Here is a 22915-nt window from a genome sequence, read left to right on the forward strand (position 1 = left end):
CCGGTCAAACGCGGCGGCTGACCGAAGCGCTCGACGCGTCCCGTCGTCGGTCGCAAGATGCGTCCTGGCCGCTTTCACGCTTGAGTGCGTAGCGAATGCCGACCGTTTACAAGGAGGCCGCGATGCCCGGCAGGGTCGAAATCCGAAACATCAAGAAAGCCTATGGCAGCTTTCTCGCGCTCGATGACGTGTCGCTTGATATCGCGCCGGGCGAGTTCCTGACGCTGCTCGGACCGTCGGGATCGGGCAAGACGACGCTTCTCAATGTGCTTGCCGGCTTCGTGCGTCCGGATTCCGGCTCGATCACCATCGACGGCGCCGAATTCCTGCTGCTGCCGCCGCACAAGCGCAATCTGGGCATGGTATTCCAAAACTACGCGCTGTTTCCCCATATGAGCGTGCGCCGCAATGTCGGCTATCCGCTGCGCCTGCGCGGCGTCTCCGGCGTCGATCTCGATCGTCGTGTCGAGGAAGCACTTGGCCTGGTCCAGATGGCGCATCTCGCCGACCGTGGCGTCAACGCGCTCTCGGGCGGCCAGCGCCAGCGCGTGGCGCTGGCGCGCGCCATCGTCTTCGAACCGTCGATCCTGCTGATGGACGAGCCGCTTTCGGCGCTCGACAAGAAGCTGCGTGAGCACATGCAGCTTGAACTGAAGCGGCTGCATGATCGATTGGGAACGACCACGGTCTATGTCACGCATGACCAGCGCGAGGCATTGACGCTTTCGGACCGCATCGCTGTGGTGAACGGCGGCAAGATCGTGCAGCTCGGAACACCCGACGAGATCTACGACCGGCCGAAGAACAAGTTCGTGGCGGATTTCATCGGCGAGACCCGCTTCCTGCCCGTCGAAACCAATGCTTCGGGCGCGTTGCTCTATGGCCGTCCGCTCAGGACGCGCGACGACTGGAAGAGCAGCGACAAACCCTGGCTCGTCATCCGCCCCGAGCGGCTGCGCTGGAAGGGCGACGAAACCGAGACCGCGAACCGGATCGAGGCCGAGGCGACCGACATCATCTATCAGGGCGACAGCTATCTGATCACGGTCCGCATGCCTGACGGCATCGAGCTCGACCTGCGTCGCGGGCCAGACCTCGGCGGCAGGGACCTGCCGGAGCGCGGGCAACCGATCCAGCTGTGGCTCGACCGCGAACACACGATCCTGGTGGCGGACAAGTCATGACGATGGTGCTCAATCACCCGGGCATCACCGATGCCGACCACAATGCCGATGCCTTGAAGCGACAGGGCAGCCGCGAGCGTCGCGCGCTTGCGTCGCTGACGCTGCCGGGCGCGATCCTGATCTTCCTTGTCCTGGTCCTGCCGATCGGCTGGCTGTTCTGGCTTTCCTTCTTCGGGCCTTCCGGGGAGCCGACGCTGGAAAACTACACGCGCATGCTGAAGCCGATCTATGTGCGCACCTTTATCTCCACCTTCGAGGTGGCAGGCCTGGTGACACTCGTCTGCGTGCTGCTCGGCTATCCCGTTGCCTACCTGCTGTCGCAGCTTTCCGAACGCACCGCAGGGCTGCTGATGATCTTCGTGGTTCTGCCGTTCTGGACTTCGGTACTTGTGCGCACCTACGCCTGGCTTGTGCTGCTGCAGCGCACCGGACTGGTCAATACGTGGCTGATCGAGGCCGGACTGATCTCCACGCCGCTGCCGCTGGTGCACAACATGCTGGGCACGGTGATCGGCATGGTGCATGTCATGCTGCCGTTCCTGATCCTGCCGCTCTATGCCTCGATGCGGGCGATCGACCCGGTCTACATGCGCGCCGCCGCCAATTGCGGCGCCACGCCCTCGCAGGCATTCCGCCAGGTTTTCCTGCCGATGTCGCTGCCCGGGCTTGCCGCCGGTGTCGCGCTCGTCTTCGTGCTCTGCCTCGGCTTCTTCGTCACGCCGGCATTGCTTGGCGGCGGGCGTGTCGCGATGTGGGCGATGCAGATCGCCAACAACATCTCCGTGTATGGCAACTGGGGTGCTGCGAGTGCGCTCGGGGTCGTGCTCCTCGTGGTCACCGCCATCATCCTCTACGTCTTCAAGCGACTCTTCAGGGTCGACGGTTTCGAGGGCGTACGCTGATGCTGAACCGTCCCGCGACCGAGACCCAGATCACGCATTTCCAGAGGCTGTGGCTCTACATGCTGGTGGCGCTGGTGTTCGCCTTCCTGATCATCCCCTGCCTCATCGTCATTCCGATGTCCTTCTCGGGCAGCAAATATCTGGAGTTCCCACCCCGGAGCTGGAGCCTGCAGTGGTACCAGGCTTATCTGGGATCGCCCGAGTGGCGCGCGGCCACTTTCGTGTCGTTGCGCGCCGCGCTGCTGACGACGGTCTTCGCGACGACGTTCGGCACGCTTGCCGCCTACGGAATCTCGCGGGCTTACGGCGCTGCCTCGTCGCTGGCGCGCGGCGTTTTCATGCTGCCGATGCTGGTGCCGCTGATCCTCATCGCCATCGGCTGCTTCTTCGTCTACGCCAAGATCGGCCTGAACGGCACGACCATCGGCCTGGTCATGGCGCATACCGTGCTGGCGTTGCCTTTTGTCGTCATCGCGGTGCTGAGCGGCCTTGCCAGCTACGACATGAACCAGGAGCGTGTCGCCCAAAGCCTCGGCGCATCCCGTCCCTGGGCCTTTCTCACCGTCACGCTGCCGCAGATCCGTCTTTCGGTGATGTCGGGTGCGCTTTTCGCCTTCGTCACCTCCTTCGACGAAGTCGTGATCGCGCTGTTCATCTCCGGCGGAGAGAACGCGACGCTGACCCGGCTGATGTTCGCCAACATCCGCGACCAGATCGATCCGACCGTTGCGGCGATTTCCTCGCTGCTGATCGGGCTTTCGATAATCCTGCTGGTCGGCTCGCATCTGCTGCGCGGCCGGGAGGATCGCAAATGAGCGCCGATGTCGTCATCTGCGAATGCTTCGCGCGCGACGGCCTGCAGCACGAGCCCGATTTTGTCGCTACCGCCGACAAGATAGCGTTGATCGACGCGTTCACCGCGGCGGGTTTCCCGCGCATCGAGGCGACCAGTTATTCGCATCCCGGCAAGGTGCCGGCCTTTGGCGATGCGGGCGATGTACTCGCCGGCATCGGGCGGCGTCCCGGCGTCTACTACAAGGCGACGACACCGAACCTTACCGGCGTCGAGCGGGCAGTGGCCGATCTCGCCGCCGGGCATGGCGCCAACGAGGTGAGCCTGCTCGCCTCTGCAACTGAATCCCACACGCAGCGCAATCTCGGAACATCGCGCGAGGGCCAATGGGAGCGCATTGCCGAGATGGTGGATGCCGCAGGTAAGCGATTCCGGCTCGTCGGCGTCATCTCGGTAGCGCTCGGCTGCCCGTTCGAGGGCGTGGTCCCACCAGAGCGGGTCGTCGAGGATGTGCTGCGCTTCGCAAGGCATGGCGTTAAGATCGTGACGATCGGCGACACAACCGGGCTCGGCACGCCGACCAAAGTCGCGCGGCTTTTCCGTCTTCTGAGCGCCGCCGCTTCGGACGTGATCTGCGTCGGTCATTTCCATGATACGCGCGGCATCGGCGTCGCCAATTGTGTCGCGGCCTATGAAGCGGGCTGCCGCTATTTCGATTCATCCTTTGGCGGCGTCGGCGGCCATCCGACGAAGATCCGCTACGGCTCAGGTCGCGCGGGCAACGTCGCCACCGAAGATCTGGTCAATCTGTTCGAGATGGAAGGGGTCTCCACCGGGCTCGATCTCGACAGGGTGATGGTTGCCTCGCGCCTCTGCGAGCAGGTGCTTGGGCGCCAGCTCGACAGCAAGGTGGCGCGGGCAGGGTTCGCGACATCGTTCGCCGAGGCCCACGAGAATGCGTGAGAGGACCGAAATGCCAGAATGCATAGTTGTCGAGGACAGGGGTGCCGTGCGGATCATCCGCATGAACCGGCCCGACAAGCTCAACGCGCTCAATACAGAGCTGACCCAGGGGCTGCTCGACGCATTGAACGCGACGGATGGCGACGATGCGGTCCGTGCGGTCGTGCTTGCCGGCGAAGGCAAGGGGTTCTGTGCTGGCGCCGATCTCTCCGAATTCAAGGACCTGACGCCGGACCAGCAGCATCGCGTGCTGGCTCGCGCCGACCTGACCTGCCGGCTGCAATCCAAACTGCAGGAGATGAAGAAGCCTGTCGTGTCGGCGGTGCAAGGTGCTGCGGTCGGTGGCGGCGCGGGCCTGGCGATCGGCTGCGACATGATGGTGGCCGGAGCCGACCTCAAATTCGGCTATCCCGAACTCAAGCACGACATCGTCCCGGCCCTGGTCATGACCGGGCTGCAGCGGCAGCTCGGACGCAAGGCCGCTTTCGAGATGGTGAGCCTTGGCCGATTGATCGGCGCCGAAGAAGCGCAGGCGCTCGGCCTCGCCAACCGGGTCGTTCGCACGGACGCCGTAATCGATACAGCGCTCGAGATCGCGAACCAGTGGGCGAAGGCCAACCCGATGGCGATGGCCGCCGCCAAGGCACTGTTCTATCGTGTTGCCGACCTGCCTTTCGATGCCGCCATGGCCGCCGGACGCGACGTCAACGCGCTGATGCGCGGCTTCCGGAGGACCGAAAAGTGAAGCCCCTCGACGGTATCCGCATCCTGGATTTCAGCCGCGTGCTCGCCGGGCCGATGGCAACGCAGATCCTGGCGGAACTTGGCGCCGAGGTGATCAAGATCGAGCGGCCGGGCAGCGGCGACGAGACGCGCTCGTTCGAGCCGCGCGTGGCCAGTGGTGACAGCGGCTATTTCTTTGCTTTCAACCGCGGCAAGAAATCGGTGACGCTCAACCTCAAGTCGCCAGACGGCCAGGCGATTGCCCGCTCACTGGCGCAGAACGCGGATGTTGTCGTCGAGAACTTCCTGCCGGGGGAAATGGCGCGCTTCGGGCTCGGCTACGAACAGCTTTCAGCTGATAACCCCAAGCTTGTCTACGTCTCGTGCACGGGCTTCGGACAGACCGGCCCTTACAGCGACCGCAACGGCTACGACACCATCTTCCAGGCGCTGTCGGGCGTTATGGCCCTGACCGGGCATCCGGATGGCGCGCCAGCCAAGGTCGGGGTGCCTTTTGCCGACCTGTCATCCGGCCTCTGGATCGCCATCTCCGTTCTGGCAGGCATTGCTGGACGGGCACAGTCGGGACGCGGCACCCATGTCGACCTGTCGATGCTCGACGTGCAGGTCTCGATGCTGACCATTGCCGCCGCGCGCTGGTTCCTGCTGGGCGAGGACCCGAAACGCACCGGCACCGAGCACCCCGGCCGTGTTCCGTCCGCGGCTTTCGAATGCGGGGATGGACGCTGGTTGCACATCTCGGGTTCCGACCAGCATTGGGCGGCAATCTGCGCGGTGCTTGACCTGGATGAACTTGCGGCGGACGCGGCACTGGATCGCAATTCCGAACGCGTCGTCCAGCGCGAACGGGTGATGGCCGCTATGACGGCGGCAATTGCCGGGCGTGGACGCGACGAGCTTGCCGAAGCATTGCGCGCTGCCAATGTGCCGGCAGGCGAGGTCAACAGTGTCGCCGAGATCCTTGCCGACCCTCATGTCGAGGCGCGCGGCATGGCCGCCGCCTTCGAACATCCGAAAGCCGGCCGGATCGGCGCGTTGCGGACTCCGGTCAGGCTGTCCGGTTACGACGAGATTTCGATCGGCGTACCGCCGGTTCTCGGCGCCGACACCGAGGTCGTGCTCGGCGAGATGCTCGGTTTGCAGGCCGAGGAAATAGACAGATTGCGTGGCGAAGGAGTGATCTGATGTCGGGACCGGTCAAGGTCAAGCGCGAGGGAGCGGTCGCCCGCGTCGTTCTTTCACGATCCGAGGCGCGAAACGCACTCAACCTGCCGATGTGCCATGGGCTGACCGAAGCTTTCAGGGCGATTGATCGCGATCACGATATCCGTGTCGTGATCGTCGAGGGGGAGGGGCCGGTGTTCTGCGCCGGCGCCGATCTCAAGGAGCGCAAGGGGCGCGACGCGGCCTGGATCCGCCAGCGCCGGCTCGCCTCCTTCGAAGCCTATTCGATGATCGAGCGCTGCGCGCGACCGGTGATCGCGCTCGTCCAGGGGCCAACCGTCGGTTCGGGCGGCGAAATCGCCATGAGCTGCGATTTCATTGTTGCGGCGAGCGATGCGAGCTTCCGTTTTCCGGAAGCGCATTGGGGCACGGTCGGGGCCACGCAGCGGCTGCAACGCGTTGTCGGTGTGTCACGGGCCAAGGAACTGCTCTACACCGGCCGCGAGATGCCGGCTGCGGAAGCCTATGCGCTCGGCATGGTGGCACGGCTGACTGAGCCATCGAAGCTTTCGGAAGAAGGCATGACGATCGCGCTCAAGATCGCCGAGGCGCCACCGCTCTCGATCGCGCTGACAAAGCAGTCCGTCGACCTTGGCTCGCGGACGGACCTGGATTCAGGCATCCGCATCGAACTCGCCGCGATCGAACGCGTGCTTGCCGACAATGGCTGGAAGAACGGCGTCGACCGTTTCCTGCAGAATGTCGGCAACGGCACCGCCGACGCCAGTTGAACCGTCCTTTGTTGCCACATGATCTTCGTTTGAAAAGTCCGCAACTTTTTGAGGATCGTGCTTTCAGGAGACCGCTATGACCCAGCTCGCCAATTCCGCCGCCGCCCGCGACATCCGCTATCAAATCCACTCGCAGACCAATATCCGCCAGCATGAGAAGGATGGTCCGCTGATCATCACGCGCGGCGAGGGCGCCTATATCTATGACGACAGCGGCAACCGTTATCTGGACGCCATGTCGGGCCTGTGGTGCGTGGCGCTGGGTTATTCCGATACCTCGATCAAGGAGGCGGTGAAGGCGCAGATCGACGAACTGCCTTACTTTCATCTGTTCGCGCACCGCTCCAACAACCCTTCGATCGATCTCGCCGAGAAACTGATCCAGAATTCACCCGGCATGTCCCGTGTCGTCTTCCAATGTTCGGGTTCGGAAGCAAACGACACCGCCGTCAAGCTGATCTGGTACTACTGGAACGCGCTTGGCCGGCCCGAGAAGAAGAAGATCATCGCCCGCAAGCGCGCCTATCATGGCACCGGCATCGCTTCCGGCAGTCTCACCTTCCTGCCGAACATCCATCGCGAGTTCGATCTGCCGATCGACCGCTTCCTGCATGTGACATGCCCGCATTTTTACCGCGAAGGCCGGCCAGGCGAGAGCGAGGCCGATTTCGTCAAGCGACTGGCCGATGAACTTGAGCAGCTCATCCTTGCGGAAGGTCCGGAAACCGTCGGTGGCTTCTTTGCCGAGCCGGTGATGGGCACCGGTGGCGTCGTGATGCCGCCAGACGGCTATTTCGAAGCCATTCAGGCGGTGCTCGACAAATATGAGGTGCTGACGGTTTCCGATGAGGTCATCTGCGGTTTCGGACGCACGGGCACCTATTGGGGCGCGGAAGCGGTCGGCTACAAGCCGGATATGATCACCTGCGCTAAGGCGCTGTCGTCTGCCTATCTGCCGATCTCGGCTGTCATCGTGTCGGAGAAGATCGTCGATGCGATGCGCGAGCAGTCCGACAAGGTCGGCGTCTTCGGTCACGGCTACACCTATGGCGGTCATCCGGTGTGCGCGGCGGCCGCTCTTGCGTCGCTCAACCGTTATGAAGAACTCGATACGACCCGCAACGCACGCGAGACCGGAGCCTATTTCCAGAAGCGGCTTGCCGAATTGAAGGATCATCCGATCGTCGGCGAGGTGCGTGGCATCGGGCTGATGGCCGGTGTCGAGCTCGTCAGCGATAAAAAGACCAAGGCGCCGTTCGACGCGTCGGTCGGGGCGGCGGCGGCCTGTTCGCGCTTCGCACTCGAGCGTGGCCTCGTCACCCGCAATCTCGGCGAGACGATGTCGTTCTCGCCGCCCCTGATCGTGACGACGAAGGAAATCGACTTCATCGTCGACACGTTCCGGGAAGCGCTCGACCAGACGCTGGCATGGGCCAACGCCAAGGCCGCAGCCTGATCGATCGGCCAGAGCACATGAACGTCACCACGCTTTTCATCAATGGCGCGATCCGGACGATGGATCGGGCGCGCCCGACAGCCGAGGCGATCGCTGCCGATGCCTCGGGTCGCATTCTTGCCCTCGGCACGACAGCCGAGCTTCGGGACCTCGCCGGCCCCGATACCACGGTCGTCGATCTCGGCGGACGTTTCGTCATGCCCGGTATCGTCGACTTCCACATGCATGTCATTTCCGGCATGACGACACGATTGCGCTCCTTCGCCATCGACGCCGGTGACGACTTCGAGGCCGTGCTGATGCGGGTACGCAAGGCAGCCGAAGGCAAACCGGAAGGTGCCTGGCTCACCGGCAGCGCTTACGGGGCGACGGCACTGGCCGATATCGAGAAGCTCGGCATCGAGGCAAAGCGGCTGCTCGACGAGGCGAGCGGCGGCCGCCCCGTGCTCCTTACCCATGGCAGCCTGCACGGCGCCTTCGCGAACGGTGCGGCGCTTGCCGCTGCGGGCATTGACGCCTCCACAGCTGACCCCGCCGGCGGCCGTATCGTGCGCGTTGACGGCGAGGTGACCGGCCTTCTCGAGGAAAGCGCGATGTGGATCGTCGATGGCGCCGTCCCGGCGCTCGGCGACGGCGAGATCGTCGATGTGGCACGCGCCGCCGTCGGCTATTTCAATTCGGTTGGCGTCACCGGCTTTTCCGACGCGCAGTCGACGCCGGAAATGATCGCCGCTTTTCGTACCCTCGACAATGCCGGCGAGCTTTCGACCTGGGCTGGATTCCACCTGTCCGCCAGCCGCACCTGTTCGACCTGGTCCAAGGAAGCCGAGGAGTTTCTGAGCCGCCATGAAGCCGCCTGCGGCCCGCATATGGTGGCTGGCAACGCCAAGATCTTCCTCGACGGCGTGCCGTCGCTGAAGACTGCGGCAATGATCGCGGCCTATCCCGGCACGAACGAACATGGCGAAATGTATCTGTCGCCGGATGAGCTCTTCGCCGAGATCGCCGCGCATGACCGGCAAGGCATCGGCGTGAAGGTCCATGCGGTGGGCGATGCCGCCATCTGCCGTGTGCTCGACGCCGTCGAACGGGTCCGTGCCGAAAACGGTGACAATGGCCCATGGCACCACATCGCGCATGGCCAATACATTCCGCATGAGGATATCCCGCGCATGAAACGGCTGCGGGTCATCGCCGACCTCAATCCGCCGATGTGGTTCGTCAACCATGCCAGCCTTGCGCATGAACGTGTTGTCGGCAAGGAGCGCTACGCCACCGTCTGGCCGATCCGCACCATGCTGGAGGCCGGCGTGACGATGGCGGTTGGGTCCGACTGGATGACAGTCTTCCCGGAACTGAGCCCATGGCAATCGCTGGCCGGGTTGCTCACCCGCGCGGATCCCTCGGGCCGGTTGCCGGGTGTGCATTCGCCGCACGAAGCCATCACACTCGACCAGGCACTGCCGCTGATGACGCGCAACGGCGCGCAAGGCATGGGCCTTGGCGACAAGACCGGTCAATTGGCACCAGGCTTCTCGGCGGACTTCATCGTGCTCGACCGCGATCTCCACGCCGTGGAGCCGCGCGCCATTGCCGATACAAAAGTCCTGAAGACCTTCTTCGAAGGCAGGGAAGTCTACACCGCTTGAAATCTGGCCGGGCAGGCCTCGACAGCAACACCAAGCAAAACCCCGCCGGAGCCTATCCGGCGGGGTTTTCATTTGCGGTTCCGGCCCCAGGTGAGCCGGAACCGAACTTGCGTATCCTTCAGCCGACCCTGGCGAGCGCCTTGTCGAGTGCTTCGACGAGCATGTCGGCGTTCTCGCGCGAAAACACCATGGGCGGGCGGATCTTCAGGAGGTTCCTGCCGGCGCCGGTAAGACCGACCAGCACGCCGCGGGTAAGCAGATCTTCGATCACGGCACGTGCCTTTGTCGGTGACGGCTTGTCCCCTTCGACAATTTCGACGCCGGCGAAAAGGCCGGTACCGCGCACGTCGCCGATCGCGGCGTGGCGACCCATCAGGCCGGCGAGGTTTTCGCGCAGATGGGTGCCAATATGGAGCGCGTTCTCCTGCAGCTTTTCTTTCTCGATGACATCGAGCACGGCGAGGCCGGCGGCTGCGGCGACCTGGTTGCCACCGAAGGTGTTGAAGTAGCGCTGGCTCTGAAGGAAACCCTCGACCAGCGAGCGGCGCGCGACGACGACGCCCAACGGAATGCCGTTGCCCATCGGCTTGCCCATGGTGACGATGTCGGGAACGAGCCCGGCGTGCTGGAAGCCCCAGTAGTGGCTGCCGGTGCGGCCGAGTGCGGTCTGCACCTCGTCGGCAATGACAAGTCCGCCGGCGCGACGGATCTCCGCAATGGCCGGATCGAGATAGCCGGACGGCACCGAATAGAGACCGTCGGATGCGAAGACCGGGCAGACGAAGAAGGCGGCCGGATGATGCCCACGCTTCGCCAGTCCTGCAATGCTTTTTGTGTAGGTCGAGGCATAATCGCCGGAGGACAGTGCGTTGCCGTTGCCTCCGGCGGCACCCGCGAAGCGGGGCGCGGACACGGTGCCGATCCAGGGTTCGAGGCGGTCATGCGGCAGCGTTGCCGTGTCGAGCGCGCCGATGATGGTGGAATTGCCATGGAACGCGGCGTCGGTAACGAGGGCACCCGTGCCACCGGTATTCGCGGTCGCGATGCGCCAGGCGAGCTCATTGGCTTCGGTTCCCGAGCAGACGAACATCGCCGTGTCGAGATGGTCCGGCAGGGTGGCCGTCAGCCGCTCGGCATAGTCGACGATCAGCTCGCTCGGATAGCGGGTGTTGGAGTTGAAGACCCGCACCTGGTTCGCCACAGCGTCCGAGACCTGCGGGTGGCAGTGACCGACATGCGGCACGTTGTTGTAGGCGTCGAGATAACGCTTGCCATGCGTGTCGGTTACCCAGACGCCTTCACCTTTCACCGGCATGAAGGGCTGCTGGTAGAACTCCTTGTACATCGGCCCCATGGCTTTCCGGCGCCGCGCCATCAGATCCTCAAAGTGCTGGTCGGTCGAGGTCGAACGGGGGGCTGCTGCAAGCGCGGTCATGGCTTTCTCCAGATGTTCTGAGGCGTGTTCGGGATTGATCGACAGCGCGCGCGAGAGCGCTTCCCATCCCATTTCGGATATATCGGCCCGATAAGGCGAAGGACCGTCCAATGTGGCGCTGCGCCAGGCCACGATGATCTCGCGGGACAGCAGCCGCATCTTCACAAGGTCGAAGAGGACGGCGACTTCGGCGTGTTCAAGCGGCATCGCGGTGGCATAGGCGGACAGGAATTCGGAAGCGACACCGAGAACATCCGGCTCGCGGTAGAGCTGGTGAGCGATCGCTATCGCCGCCTCGTTGATGAGGCAGGTCTCCACCATGTCGCCGAAGTCGATGATGCCGGTGATCGCACCGGAACACGGGTCGCGCATGATGTTGTTCTGGTGGATGTCGTTGTGGACCACCTGCCTGCGCAGTCCGGTGAAGGCCGGCACGACATGCGTCGTGAAATCCGTCATGACCTTCTCGGCGATCGCGCGACGCCTGGGGTCGGTGATGTGGTGGATGCGATCTTCGAGTGCCGCAGCGTGTCGCAGGTCCCAGATCATGTCCGTAGGGCCGCCGGAATGCCGGAAGCTGGAAAGTGCGCGATCCAGTCGGCCAGCCAGCCGGCCGGCGTCACGGCGGAAGCCGGGGGTGGCACGAAAGTCGAGTGCCGGCTCACCGGGCAGGTGCGTGACGAGCCGTGCCATGAAGACCGCGCTGTCGTGGTGCACGGGCACGATCGTCGCTCCTTCCAGCGAGGTGACCGTGCGCGGTACCGGCAGATCCTGATCGGCCATGGCGATGTGGTCCAGCGCGGCATTCTGGAAGGCGAGCGCCTGAGCCGGCTCGGCCGCATTGGCGATCTTCAGCACATAGTGGCGGCCATCCGCGGCCGTTACCTTGAGGTTCTGATCACGCTCGCCGGATAGAGGTTTGAAGGTGCCGGACAGCCCGTAGACGTCGAGCAGTCGTGCAAGTTCGGTGGCGGCAAGACGAGGAACACGGGCGGTCAGGATGTTGCCTGCCTCCGTACTGGCTTCCGCAGATTGTCGGGACCTGCTTTCCAGCATGTTCAAGCTCCTGATCTGGTGCGGAAGTCGTTCATAGTGCGGAGTCGTCGACGGCTTGTCGCAACGTTGGCGGATGCGTTGACATGACGGATCTGATTGTTTCTTTTCGCGACAAACGAACCGGCAGGGAGATGGTATGAGCGAGAACCGCACCGTGCTCGTCAGCGGCTACGCCCAGGCCCCGCGTGGTACCGGCATGTCGGAAACCATGACCTGGATCGGCGTGGTACTGGAGATCGATTTGCGAACCCACGAGATCGTTGCGGCCGACGCGACCTTCGTGACGGACTTGGCGCGTGACTTCTTTCGCCGGACGGTGCTGGGCTATCGCCTGACCGACGGGCTCGAAGGGCTCACCGCACTGATTGAAAATCGTATCCATACGCCGTCAAAGAACTCCCTGCAGACTGCGCTCCAGGCGGCCTTCCAGCGCTATGTCGAGGCCCGCCAGGCGGGCAAAGGCTGAGCGGTATTCCGCGATCAGGCGCAGTGTCAGTTCCTCGGCACCGGGGAGATCATCGATCAGTCCTGCGCTCTGGCCGGCCTCGATCTTGCCGTTGCCAACATCGCCGTCGAGAGCCGCAAGCTTGAGCGAACTGGCGGCGAAGATCGCACGGCGTGTCTCGATGTCGGCGCCGGCGGTTTCTGCCTCGAGGAAGCGCACCGCGAAATCGTTGCAGACCATGCGGATCGGGCTCATGCCACGGCCGACCAGCGCCGTGTCGGCGATCCCGGCGGCGAGGACCTTCTGCTTGTAGGCCTCGTGCACGCTCGCCTCCTTGGTGGCGAGATAACGTGTTCCGAGCTGTACCGCGTCAGCACCGAGCGCGAGCATGGCGACGATGCCTGCGCCATCGGCAACGCCACCGCCGGCGATCAGGATCGCTTCGGGTGCTGCCTTGGCGATGGCGCGAACCAGAACGAGCGTCGACACTTGATCGGGTGGTGGATGACCGCCGGCTTCGCCGCCGACGGCGACAATTGCGTCGACACCGGTTTCGAGAGCTTTCAGCGCGTGAGTCTCCGAAGCGACGACGTGGATGCACTTGATACCGGCGGCCTGGAAGCGGCCGAGATACTTCTTTGGACCGCCCTGCGAGGCGATGAGGATGGGTGCCTGTTCCTCGATGACGATATCGAGGATTTCATCGGCCTGCGGCCGGTAAAGCGGCACATTGACCGCGAAGGGTTTGTCGGTCGATGCTTTCAGCGTTCGCAGCGCATTGCGGAAATCCTCGACGAACATCGGGCCAGCGGCAAGAACGCCGAGCCCGCCGGCATTGCAAACGGCGGCCGGCAGCACCGGGTTCGACGAGGCCCAGCTCATCCCGGCCTGGACGATCGGGTGAGCGATGCCGAAAGTCTTGGTGAAACGTGTGGTCACGAGGCGCTCTCCTCAAGGCCGAAATGGCGTTTGGCGTGCTCGATCAGCAGGCGCTTCGGCACTTTCGAACTGGCGGTGAGGCCGACGATGTCGAAGCTTTCGATGACGGCGAGATATTTCGGCAGTTTGAAGCCGGCGAGCCTTGGTTTCGCCCAGGCCAGAACCTCGTCGGCGGTCACAACTTCGCCGTCGCGCGGCACGACATAAGCGCCGGGCACCTCGATGAGGCGGGGGTCGGGCAAGGCGAACACCTGTGCCTGACGGATTTTCGGATGGCCGATCAGCACGTCCTCGACGTCGGCCGGCGCGACATTCTCGCCGCCGACACGAATAATCTCCTTCAGCCGTCCGACAAAGGTGACGCGGTCGTCCTCGCGCATGACACCCATGTCGCCGGTCTTGAGGAAGCGTCGGCGGTCATGGTCTCGCGCGTCGCCTGTTCGTCACGGTAGTAGCCTTTCATCACGCACCAGCCGCGCACGCGGATTTCGCCCTTCTGGCCGCGGGGCAGTTCGAGACCGCTCGTCGGATTGCAGATACGGACTTCCAGGCCGGGATGAGGGCGCATCCAGCCGGCGATGCGCTCTTCCACCGGATCAGTGTGATCGGAGGCCATGATGTTGGGTGAAGCTTCGGAGAGGCCATAGCCGGTCACCGTCTGTTCGGCGCCGAATTCCTCGACCGCGCGGCGCATGATCGCCGGGCTTATCGCCGCCCATCCGCCGCGGAGCGTGTAGGAGTGCGGTTCGAAGTCCGGGCTGCCCAGCATCATCAGATACATGGTGTCGTTGCCGGAGGTGAGGGTGCAGGCCTCTTCGCGGATGAGCCGAAGCGCTTCCTCGCCGGTGAAGCGATGCATCGTCACCAGCGTGATGGCGTGCACGGCGGACAGCACGACCGCGAGCGTCGAACCGGCAACGTGGAAAAAGGGGCGGGCCGACAGGTAGCGGTCGCCTTCGCGAGCGCCCATGCGTTCGCCGAGGAAATGGGCGTCGGTCACCATATTGGCGTGGGTGAGCAGCACCGCCTTCGGGAAAGAGGTCGAACCGGAGGTGAATTGGATCAGCGCGACGTCGTCCGGCTCGGGCAAGGCTGGGAGATCGACGCCCTCGCCCTTGGCGAGGAAGTCGGCATACTGCCTGCAGGTCCCCGGCGCCGCATCGCCGAGTACAACGACGTCGGTCAGAAGCGGCAGTTCTGGCGAAGGCAGCGCGGTATCAACCGTTGAGCAGACCTCGCGCAGCACGGCGATGAAGTCGATCTTCAGCAGGCTGTCGACTGTAAGCAGCATCCGCGCGTCGGCACGTTCAAGCTGCATGCGGATCTCTCCTGGCGTCAACCGCGTGTTGACTGGCACGCAAACCGCGCCGACCCGCACGATGCCGTGGAACAGGATCGCCCATTCGACACTGTTGCCGGCGCAGATCGCGACATGGTCACCGCGACGAATGCCCGAGGCGACAAGACCGCGGGCCACCTTCAGGCTCTCGTTTCGCAGTCGGTCGAAGGTTATCCTTTCACCGTTGCCGACCAGGGCTTCGGTGTCCGGCCGAAGTGCCACCGCGCGATCGAGCGCCTCGCAGATGGTGGCCGGGATATCGGAAGAGCCGGACGGTTGCCGGTTCTGCATCTGGGTCACTGACCAGTCCTCCAAAACGAAAAACCGGCGGCTGTCGTGGCAAAGCGCCATGACATCCGCCGGTCTGAAATCCTTGAAAATCGCACCGCAGCCTTTTTCGGCGCGGTGCCAGGAAGTCTCCTAGCACCTGTTTGAATGAACTTCGATGCGATGGATGTCAAGCCGACGAGTTGGCAGGTGCCGGGGAGCATCAGGCGCGCGCGTTGTGCCGCCCATTGGGCCGAGGTGGGTGACATGACCGGGATTGTCCGAGTTTCGAGGTGGTGCGCCGAGCGGTTGACAGATAGTTGATAACGTGAACGATATAGTTCACATTATCAACCAAAATATCGCAAGGAGCTGGAAGCCTTCAGCAGACTGCAAGAGCGTGCTTCTGACGCGAACGGGACCATGGACTGTCCCGTTCGGTCGAAGGGCAGCTGTTACCTGGCGATGACCATTCGGCAACGCCGGCACGCTGTCATGTCCTGAATTTCACCCAGACCAGGAGAAAGCAGATGAGGGGAATGTCGCGAACTGGTTTTCTATCCATGGCCTTGTCGGCCATGTTGTTGTCCGCCGTGCCGGGCGTCATTTTGGCTGAAGAAAGCAGGTCGGCACAGACGGAAATCGTCAGCAACAAGAATGTTGCCATCGAAGTTCTTGTCGAGGGCAAGGGGCCGGCTGTCGTGCTTTTGCCGTCGCAGGGACGGGACAGCTATGGCGACTATGACGTGCTCTCGAAGACATTGGCTGCCGGTGGCTTCAAGGTCCTGCGGCCGCAGCCGCGGGGAATAGGCAAGTCGGTCGGTCCGATGAAGGGGGTGGACCTCTATGATTTCGCGCAGGACGTCGCCAATGTCATCGATGCCCTGGGTGATGGACGTGCGGTCGTGGCCGGTCATGCCTATGGTCATTTCGTTGCCCGCATGACCGCAACACGCTATCCCGAAAAGGTGCGCGGCGTCGTCGTTGCCGCTGGTTCCGCCAGCGACACGGCGGAACGCAATCCGCTTGTCTGGTGGGCCCCCGACTTCGCAGGCAATCTCAGCCTGCCGGACGAGCAACGCCTGGCTGCTTTGAAGGGAGCTTTCTTTGCCAAAGGCCATGACGCAAGCGGCTGGTTGAAGGGCTGGTATCCCGAGGTCACAGCGATGCAGTCGGAAAAACCGGTACCGAGGAAGATCTGGTGGGCGGCAGGCACCGCGCCCATCCTCGAGATCATCCCCGAGGAAGACCCGTTCAAGCCACGTGATCGCTGGGACGAACTGCGCAAGCAATTCGGCGAGCGCGTGACCACGGTGACGGTGGCCAATGCCTCGCACGCGCTGATGCCGGAACAGCCCGCCGCAGTCGCCGAGGCCATTTCAAAATGGGCGCACGACCTCCCGAAATAGCGCCGTTCTGTCTCGTGCAGCGCCCTAGCAAACACCGTGGCGGGCCGGCCATGCCGGGCCGCCATCATCGTGTGTCAGCGCATCAGCTTTCGGAATTCCGACTGGACGGCAGTCATGGCGGGAAGATAGAGGCGCGCCATTTCATCGGTCTCCGTACGCGATGCAGCGACGCCGACGTTCATCGCCGCGACCGTCTGGCCGCGCGAATTGTAAAGTGGGATGCCGATCGAGCGCAGCCCGAGCTCGACCTCCTGATCGACGATCGCATGACCTTGCAGCCTGACCCGTGCGAATTCTGCAACGAGCGCTTCTGGATCCGTAAGGGTATGGGCGGTTCGAGCCGATAATGGTGCCTGGGAAAGGATTTCTCTGGCTGCAGCTTCGGGCAGGGCAGCAAGCAGCACCCGGCCCATCGAGGTACAATAGGCGGGCAGGCGGGAGCCCGGCATGAGGCCGATCGACATCACCTTCCTTTGCGCCGCGCGTGCCACATAGACGATGTCGGTTTCATCGAGGATCGAAACCGAGGAACTCTCGCCGATCTGTTCGGACAGGCGGTCGAGCAGGGGTTGCATCAGCTGCGGAAGCGGCATGGTGGCGAGGCAGGCCGTGCCAAGCCGCAACACGCGCGGTGTCAGGGTGAAGAACTTGCCGTCATAGTCGGCATAGCCGAGATGGGCCAAGGTCAGCAGGCAGCGCCGCGCCGTAGCCCGGTCGAGCCCCGATGCGACGGAAACCTCCGATATCGATTGCCGCGGATGCTCGGCCGTGAAGGTTTCGATGACCGACAGGCCCTTGGCCAGGCCGCCCATGATGTCGCGTTCCAGGAGGGACATCGCTTCACTTCCATGCATATTGATTTGTGCGAATAGTCAACAAAAGAACGATATCGCACAAACTGTATTGAAGGACCACTTCATTGTCGCATATTGCCGTATCCGAGTAGGAGGACAGCATGGACAAGACAGTGGCCAGCCTTGCCGAGGCGGTGGCCGTCGTCCAAGACGGCGCGACCGTGATGATCGGCGGCTTTGGCGGCGCGGGTGCGCCAATCGAATTGATCCACGCGCTCATCGACCGTTTTCGGGCGACCGGCAGCCCGGGACGGCTGACCGTAGTCAACAACAATGCCGGCAATGGTCGCATCGGCATTGCCGCCATGATCGATGAAGGCATGGTGACGAAGATGGTGTGTTCGTTTCCGCGTTCGTCCGACCCGCGCGCCTTTACCGAGAAATATCTGGCGGGTGAGATCGAACTGGAACTGGTGCCGCAAGGAACGCTCGCCGAGCGCATTCGCGCCGGGGGCGCGGGCATCCCGGCCTTTTTCACGCCCACGAGCTACGGCACCGAACTCGCCGCCGGCAAGCCGGTCGCCGAGTTCGAAGGCCGCAGCTATGTGCAGGAGCGCTGGCTGAAGGCCGATGTGGCCCTGATCAAGGCCGAACTGGCCGATCGCCGCGGCAATCTCACTTATCGCAAGGCGGCGCGCAATTTTTCACCGTTGATGGCGATGGCCGCCCGCACGACCGTGGTGCAGGCGCATGCGATCGTCGAGCCAGGTGGCATCGATCCCGAGCAGGTGATGACACCTGGGATCTTCGTTGACCGTATCGTCAAGGTAGTCGACGCCGCGCAGGAAGAGGCGCTGATCAGGCAGGGAGTGGAATACGCATGAAACTCACCAACGCCCAGATCGCCTGGCGGGCGGCGCAGGACATCGAAGACGGTGCCTATGTCAATCTCGGCATCGGCTTTCCCGAGATGGTGGCGCAGTTCCAGCCCTCCGGCCGCGCGGCGATCTTCCACACCGAAAACGGCATCCTCGACTTCGGGGAAGCGCCGGTGGCGGGAGAAGAGGATTGGGATCTGATCAACGCCGGCAAGAAGGCGGTGACGTTGAAGCCGGGGGCTGCGTTCTTCCATCACGCCGACAGCTTCGCCATGGTGCGTGGCGGCCATCTCGATGTGGCGATCCTCGGTGCCTACGAGGTCGCCGAGACGGGTGATCTCGCCAACTGGAGCACCGGCCCGAAAGGGGTGCCGGCGGTCGGCGGCGCCATGGACCTCGTGCATGGCGCCAAACGTGTCGCGGTCATAACCGACCATGTCACCAAGGACGGCAAGCCCAAGCTGGTCAAGCGCTGCAGCCTGCCGCTGACCGGAGTGGGCTGCGTGACGCGCGTCTACACCAGCCTCGCTGTCATCGACATCGTGAGTTCGCGGTTCGTGCTGCGGGAAAAGCTGCCAACTCTCAGCCTTGACGAATTGCAGGCACTCACCGGCGCTGAATTGCTGGTCGAAGGCGAAATCATCAACCTGAACGTTCCGGAAGTCTAAGATGAGCGAAGCGTATATCTGCGATTATGTTCGCACGCCGATCGGGCGGTTTGGCGGGGTGCTTGCGTCGGTTCGTGCGGATGATCTCGGCGCTGCGCCGATCAGGGCGCTGGTGGCGCGCAATGCCGGCATCGACTGGGAAGCGGTCGACGACGTCTATTATGGCTGCGCCAACCAGGCCGGCGAGGATAACCGCAACGTTGCCCGCATGGCGGCACTGCTGGCCGGACTGCCGGTGGCGGTGCCGGGCTCGACTGTCAACCGCCTCTGCGGTTCGGGCATGGATGCGGTGGCCATTGCCGCCCGCGCCATCAAGGCAGGCGAAGCCGAGCTGTTGATTGCCGGTGGTGTCGAATCGATGAGCCGTGCTCCCTTCGTCATGCCCAAGGCCGAGACCGCCTTCTCGCGCCAGGCCGAGATCCACGACACCACCATCGGCTGGCGTTTCGTCAATCCGCTGATGAAGAAGCAGTACGGCATCGATTCCATGCCGGAGACCGCTGAGAACGTCGCCGAACAATTCGCGGTCAGCAGGGCCGACCAGGATGCCTTCGCGGTGCGCAGCCAGGACAAGGCCGTGGCAGCACAGGCCAATGGCCGGCTGGCGAAAGAGATCGTTGCCGTCACCATCCCGCAGAGGAAGGGTGATGCGATCGTGGTGGCACAGGACGAGCATCCGCGTGCCGGCACCACCGTTGAGACGCTGGCCAGGCTCGCAACGCCGTTCCGCAAGGAGGGCGGCACGGTGACGGCGGGCAACGCCTCGGGCGTCAATGACGGTGCTGCGGCATTGATCGTGGCCTCGGAAGCAGCGGTGCGGAAGTATGGCCTCACCCCGATCGCCCGTGTGCTGGGTGCTGCCACGGCTGGTGTCGAGCCGCGCATCATGGGCATCGGCCCGGTGCCAGCGACGCAAAAGCTCTGTACCCGGCTTGGACTGACACCGCAGGACTTCGACGTGGTTGAACTCAACGAGGCATTCGCGGCGCAGGGCCTTGCGGTGCTGCGCGAGCTCGGGCTCGCCGAGGATGCACCACACATCAATCCGAATGGCGGCGCGATCGCACTCGGTCATCCGCTCGGCATGAGCGGTGCCCGCATCACCGGCACGGCGGCGCTGGAACTGAAGGAGCGCAGCGCCCGCCTCGCGCTCGCCACCATGTGCATCGGCGTCGGGCAGGGCATCGCCATCGCACTCGAAAGGGTGTGAGTTTGGCCAAATCGTACTCAAGCTGACGGACAGTCGCTTGCTCCGGCTCAAACTTTTCCTGATGGGTCTGCGCTGGCCAGAGCAATTCCGGGAAAAGTGCGTAGCGGTTTTCCGTGCGGAACTGCGTAAAAACAAGGAGCCGGAGCGTTTCCGTGTTTCCGTTAAAATGGAAACGCTCTAGCATCAGCTTGTCGTTCTCAGTATGACAGCCATACACTGTTGACCGAAGGCTGTTGTCCAACCGGGAGCAGGCACCAACTTGTCCACCGAAATGCCGGGGTAGTGGCTTTGGCTCAAAGGCAAAGACAGATCGCATCCGAGGATAGCGAGGAACGGAAACTTCGCTATCTGCACGTCTATGACTGGATCCTCGATTTCATCGCCAAGAACAATCTGACCGGCGGCGACAAACTGCCGAGTTCGACCGAGCTCGCCAGATTGACCGGCGTCAGCCTGATCTCGGTGCGACACGCTCTCGACAAGCTGGAACACGCCGGCAAGATCCACCGCCACCAGGGCATCGGCACTTTCGTCGCCAAGGATCGCATCGTTAGCGAACCGAGCAGAACCGGGCGTCTTCTGGAAACGCTCTCTCCGTCCGGCGGGCCGGACCTCGCCACGGAGGTGCTTGCCATCAACATCGGCCTGCCCGGGCCGGAGATTGCCAAGGCGCTATCGATCGAGATCGGCCAGCCCGTCTGGGAAATCATGCGGCGTCGCAGCCTCGGGACAACACCGGCGATCCTGGAGCAGGCGGTGCTGCCGCTCAGCCTTGTCCCGGCCATCAACGAGAGCGATCTGCAGGCGGGCGACTCGCTCTACACGTTGCTTGCCGAGCGTTACGGCCTGCGCGACGACTATGCCGAACAATCGCTGGAAGTGGACAAGCCCACCGCTGCGGAGCGCGAGGCGCTGGACCTTGGCCCGCGTGACCAGATCGTGCGGATCAGAGGTGTTTCCTTCACCGCCGATGGCAAGGCCTTCGACTGTTACCAGCAGACCTACAAGGCCTCGGATTTCGTGTTCTATACGTCAGGTTCCGGAAGCCGGCATCTGCTGCAACCGACCGACATGAAACAATGGGTGGTGCTGCCGCTGCATGGCGGCAAGTCCGCGTCTTCGGCGAAAAAGGTGGCCGGCCGCTCAGGCCGATAGGTCGGCCAAGGTCGAGCGGTTCGGATCCGGGTGGGGGATGCTGGCGAGCAGCGCCCGCGTGTAATCGGCCTTCGGCGAGCGGACCACCGCGGAAGCCACACCTTCTTCCACGATCCTGCCTTGATGCATGACGGCAATACGGTCCGCATAGTGCGCCGCAGTCGAAAGATCGTGCGTGATCATCAGGATGCCCATCCTGGCGTCGGTGCGCAGTTCGTCGAGGAGCTCGAGCACACCGGCGCGCACCGATACGTCCAGCATGGACACTGGCTCGTCTGCCAGCAGCAATTCCGGTTTGAGCACGATCGCCGAAGCGATTGCGACGCGCTGGCGCTGGCCGCCTGACAGTTCATGCGGGAAGCGGTTGAGATAACGTTCGACCGGGGTCAGACCGACGCGTTCGAGAGCCGCATGGATCAGGCTGTCGCGCTCTTTGGCCGTCAGGCCGATGCCGTGGACGCGCAATGGTTCCTCGACCGTCGAGCGCACGCGATAGCGCAGGTCGAGTGACTCATACGGATCCTGGTAGATCATCTGCACTTGGCGGCGCAGTGGCCGCCACTGTCCGCTGGTCAGGCCGGTGACGTCACGGCCATTGAGATGGATGGATCCGGAGCGCGCCCTGACCATGCCGAGGATCGCCTGCAGCGTCGTTGTCTTGCCGCTGCCGGATTGTCCGACCAGCGCGACCATCTCACCACGATCGACGTGCAGCGAGACGTTCTCCACCGCGGAAGGCGCTTCCGGCTCAGCGCCACGCATCACATCGCGGAGGCTGCGGACGCGCGGGTAGGATACGCTGATGTTCCGCACTTCGAGCAAGGGCGAGGCGGACTCTGTTTTCGTCGATGCCGGGGAAGTCCTGACGGGAGCCTCCGGCGTGCTGAACACGTCCGGCGTCGCCTCGAAAAGCTTGCGTGTGTATTCGTGCTTTGGCCGATGATAGAGGTCGCTGACCTCTCCCTGTTCGACGACCTCGCCTTTCAACATGACAGCCGCCCGGTGACAGCTTTGCGCGACGATGGCGAGATCGTGTGTGACGAGGACGAGCGCGAGGTTCAACTCTTTGCTCAGCCGGACCAGCAGTTTCATCACCTGGTCCTGCACCATGACGTCGAGGGCTGTCGTTGGTTCATCGGCCAGCAGGACCTTGGGCTCGCATGCCAGGGCCATCGCGATCATGGCGCGCTGGCGCATGCCGCCGGACAATTGATGCGGAAAGCGCGCGGCATGATCGGCCGGGATGCCGACCAGCTCCAGCAATTCGCCGATCCGGCGTGTCATGGCGATGCCACGTGCAACGCCATGCATCTGCATAGCTTCTGCGATCTGCCAACCGATGGTCCTGACCGGATTGAACGCGCTCATGGCACCCTGGAAGACCATGGCGATATCTTTCCAGCGATGCGGCGCGACGCTGGCTTCTCCACCATGCAGGATATCGGTGCCGCCAAGCAGGATGCGGCCGGAGACTTCCGCGGTTGCCGGTAGCAAGCCCATTGCGGCGAGAATGGTGGTGGTCTTACCCGAACCGGATTCGCCGACGAGCCCGAGGCGCTCGCCGGGGGCGAGTTCCAGGTTGACGTTCTTGACGACATGGAATTCGGCGCGGCCGTTGGCGGTGTTGGCGCCGAACCAGATGTTCAGGTCTTGGATTGCGAAGGCGCTGCTCAA

The 22915-nt window shown here is 63.5% G+C and carries 21 protein-coding genes; 15 read left to right on the top strand and 6 right to left on the bottom strand.

Features of this window, described 5'->3' with window-relative positions:
• Window positions 1-122 precede the first annotated feature (122 nt).
• The 9 genes from C1M53_RS19020 to C1M53_RS19060 all read left to right on the top strand — a co-directional run bounded on the left by C1M53_RS19020 (window position 123) and on the right by C1M53_RS19060 (window position 9646).
• Window positions 123-1184, top strand: coding sequence for an ABC transporter ATP-binding protein (locus tag C1M53_RS19020; RefSeq protein WP_129413656.1), 1062 nt, complete (start codon window positions 123-125; stop codon window positions 1182-1184).
• Window positions 1181-2086 (top strand): ABC transporter permease, encoded by a 906-nt coding sequence (locus tag C1M53_RS19025; RefSeq protein WP_245488206.1) that lies wholly within the window; start codon window positions 1181-1183, stop codon window positions 2084-2086. The genes C1M53_RS19020 and C1M53_RS19025 overlap by 4 nt, the downstream gene beginning before the upstream one ends.
• Window positions 2086-2901, top strand: a complete 816-nt coding sequence (locus C1M53_RS19030; RefSeq protein WP_129413657.1) for an ABC transporter permease — start codon at window positions 2086-2088, stop codon at window positions 2899-2901. The genes C1M53_RS19025 and C1M53_RS19030 overlap by 1 nt, the downstream gene beginning before the upstream one ends.
• Window positions 2898-3842, top strand: a complete 945-nt coding sequence (locus C1M53_RS19035) for a hydroxymethylglutaryl-CoA lyase (protein ID WP_129413658.1) — start codon at window positions 2898-2900, stop codon at window positions 3840-3842. The genes C1M53_RS19030 and C1M53_RS19035 overlap by 4 nt, the downstream gene beginning before the upstream one ends.
• A 10-nt stretch (window positions 3843-3852) precedes the next feature.
• On the top strand, window positions 3853-4587 hold the full coding sequence (locus tag C1M53_RS19040) for an enoyl-CoA hydratase/isomerase family protein (protein ID WP_129413659.1): 735 nt from the start codon (window positions 3853-3855) through the stop codon (window positions 4585-4587).
• Window positions 4584-5771 (top strand): CoA transferase, encoded by a 1188-nt coding sequence (locus C1M53_RS19045; protein ID WP_129413660.1) that lies wholly within the window; start codon window positions 4584-4586, stop codon window positions 5769-5771. Before C1M53_RS19040 ends, C1M53_RS19045 begins: the two co-directional genes overlap by 4 nt.
• Window positions 5771-6541 (top strand): enoyl-CoA hydratase/isomerase family protein, encoded by a 771-nt coding sequence (locus C1M53_RS19050; RefSeq protein ID WP_129413661.1) that lies wholly within the window; start codon window positions 5771-5773, stop codon window positions 6539-6541. The genes C1M53_RS19045 and C1M53_RS19050 overlap by 1 nt, the downstream gene beginning before the upstream one ends.
• 76 nt (window positions 6542-6617) lie before the next feature.
• Window positions 6618-7997 (top strand): aminotransferase, encoded by a 1380-nt coding sequence (locus C1M53_RS19055; RefSeq protein WP_129413662.1) that lies wholly within the window; start codon window positions 6618-6620, stop codon window positions 7995-7997.
• Window positions 7970-9646: an amidohydrolase gene (locus C1M53_RS19060; RefSeq protein ID WP_129413663.1), complete on the top strand. Its 1677-nt coding sequence runs from the start codon at window positions 7970-7972 to the stop codon at window positions 9644-9646. The genes C1M53_RS19055 and C1M53_RS19060 overlap by 28 nt, the downstream gene beginning before the upstream one ends.
• A 118-nt stretch (window positions 9647-9764) precedes the next feature.
• On the opposite strand, the gene C1M53_RS19065 is transcribed toward C1M53_RS19060, so the two are convergent.
• Window positions 9765-12137, bottom strand: coding sequence for an aminotransferase class III-fold pyridoxal phosphate-dependent enzyme (locus C1M53_RS19065; RefSeq protein WP_129413664.1), 2373 nt, complete (start codon window positions 12135-12137; stop codon window positions 9765-9767).
• 136 nt (window positions 12138-12273) lie between these two features.
• Here C1M53_RS19065 and C1M53_RS19070 point away from each other — a divergent pair, with 136 nt between their 5' ends.
• The gene (locus C1M53_RS19070; RefSeq protein ID WP_129413665.1) at window positions 12274-12603 is read left to right on the top strand and encodes a DUF3870 domain-containing protein; all 330 of its coding nucleotides are present in this window, start codon (window positions 12274-12276) and stop codon (window positions 12601-12603) included.
• Here C1M53_RS19070 and C1M53_RS19075 read toward each other — a convergent pair.
• From C1M53_RS19075 to C1M53_RS19080, 3 genes are read right to left on the bottom strand one after another with little or no spacing between them, the layout of a single operon-like run.
• Complete coding sequence (locus tag C1M53_RS19075) at window positions 12526-13521, bottom strand: nitronate monooxygenase (RefSeq protein WP_129413666.1); 996 nt, start codon at window positions 13519-13521, stop codon at window positions 12526-12528. The two genes, C1M53_RS19070 and C1M53_RS19075, sit on opposite strands and share 78 nt — an antisense overlap.
• Window positions 13518-13910: a hypothetical protein gene (locus C1M53_RS31930; protein ID WP_207213018.1), complete on the bottom strand. Its 393-nt coding sequence runs from the start codon at window positions 13908-13910 to the stop codon at window positions 13518-13520. Before C1M53_RS31930 ends, C1M53_RS19075 begins: the two co-directional genes overlap by 4 nt.
• On the bottom strand, window positions 13862-15151 hold the full coding sequence (locus C1M53_RS19080) for an AMP-binding protein (protein WP_245488628.1): 1290 nt from the start codon (window positions 15149-15151) through the stop codon (window positions 13862-13864). Before C1M53_RS19080 ends, C1M53_RS31930 begins: the two co-directional genes overlap by 49 nt.
• 539 nt (window positions 15152-15690) lie before the next feature.
• Here C1M53_RS19080 and C1M53_RS19085 point away from each other — a divergent pair.
• Window positions 15691-16536: an alpha/beta hydrolase gene (locus tag C1M53_RS19085; protein WP_207213020.1), complete on the top strand. Its 846-nt coding sequence runs from the start codon at window positions 15691-15693 to the stop codon at window positions 16534-16536.
• A gap of 74 nt (window positions 16537-16610) precedes the next feature.
• Here C1M53_RS19085 and C1M53_RS19090 read toward each other — a convergent pair whose 3' ends face one another.
• Complete coding sequence (locus C1M53_RS19090) at window positions 16611-17372, bottom strand: IclR family transcriptional regulator C-terminal domain-containing protein (RefSeq protein ID WP_129413667.1); 762 nt, start codon at window positions 17370-17372, stop codon at window positions 16611-16613.
• Between the two features lie 119 nt (window positions 17373-17491).
• On the opposite strand from C1M53_RS19090, the gene C1M53_RS19095 reads away from it, so the two are divergent.
• From C1M53_RS19095 to C1M53_RS19115, 4 genes are all read left to right on the top strand, one after another.
• A complete protein-coding gene (locus C1M53_RS19095) occupies window positions 17492-18214 on the top strand; it encodes a 3-oxoacid CoA-transferase subunit A (RefSeq protein WP_129413668.1) in 723 nt (240 codons plus the stop codon).
• Window positions 18211-18876 carry a 3-oxoacid CoA-transferase subunit B gene (locus tag C1M53_RS19100; RefSeq protein WP_207213021.1) on the top strand — a complete coding sequence of 222 codons (666 nt, stop codon included), beginning with the start codon at window positions 18211-18213 and terminating at the stop codon, window positions 18874-18876. The genes C1M53_RS19095 and C1M53_RS19100 overlap by 4 nt, the downstream gene beginning before the upstream one ends.
• Before the next feature lies 1 nt (window position 18877).
• Window positions 18878-20086 (top strand): 3-oxoadipyl-CoA thiolase, encoded by a 1209-nt coding sequence (gene pcaF, locus C1M53_RS19105; protein WP_129413670.1) that lies wholly within the window; start codon window positions 18878-18880, stop codon window positions 20084-20086.
• 288 nt (window positions 20087-20374) lie between these two features.
• The gene (locus C1M53_RS19115) at window positions 20375-21241 is read left to right on the top strand and encodes a GntR family transcriptional regulator (protein WP_129413672.1); all 867 of its coding nucleotides are present in this window, start codon (window positions 20375-20377) and stop codon (window positions 21239-21241) included.
• Here C1M53_RS19115 and C1M53_RS19120 read toward each other — a convergent pair.
• Window positions 21230-22915 carry an ABC transporter ATP-binding protein gene (locus tag C1M53_RS19120; RefSeq protein WP_129413673.1) on the bottom strand — a complete coding sequence of 562 codons (1686 nt, stop codon included), beginning with the start codon at window positions 22913-22915 and terminating at the stop codon, window positions 21230-21232. The two genes, C1M53_RS19115 and C1M53_RS19120, sit on opposite strands and share 12 nt — an antisense overlap.

This window comes from Mesorhizobium sp. Pch-S (assembly GCF_004136315.1).
Classification (GTDB): domain Bacteria; phylum Pseudomonadota; class Alphaproteobacteria; order Rhizobiales; family Rhizobiaceae; genus Mesorhizobium.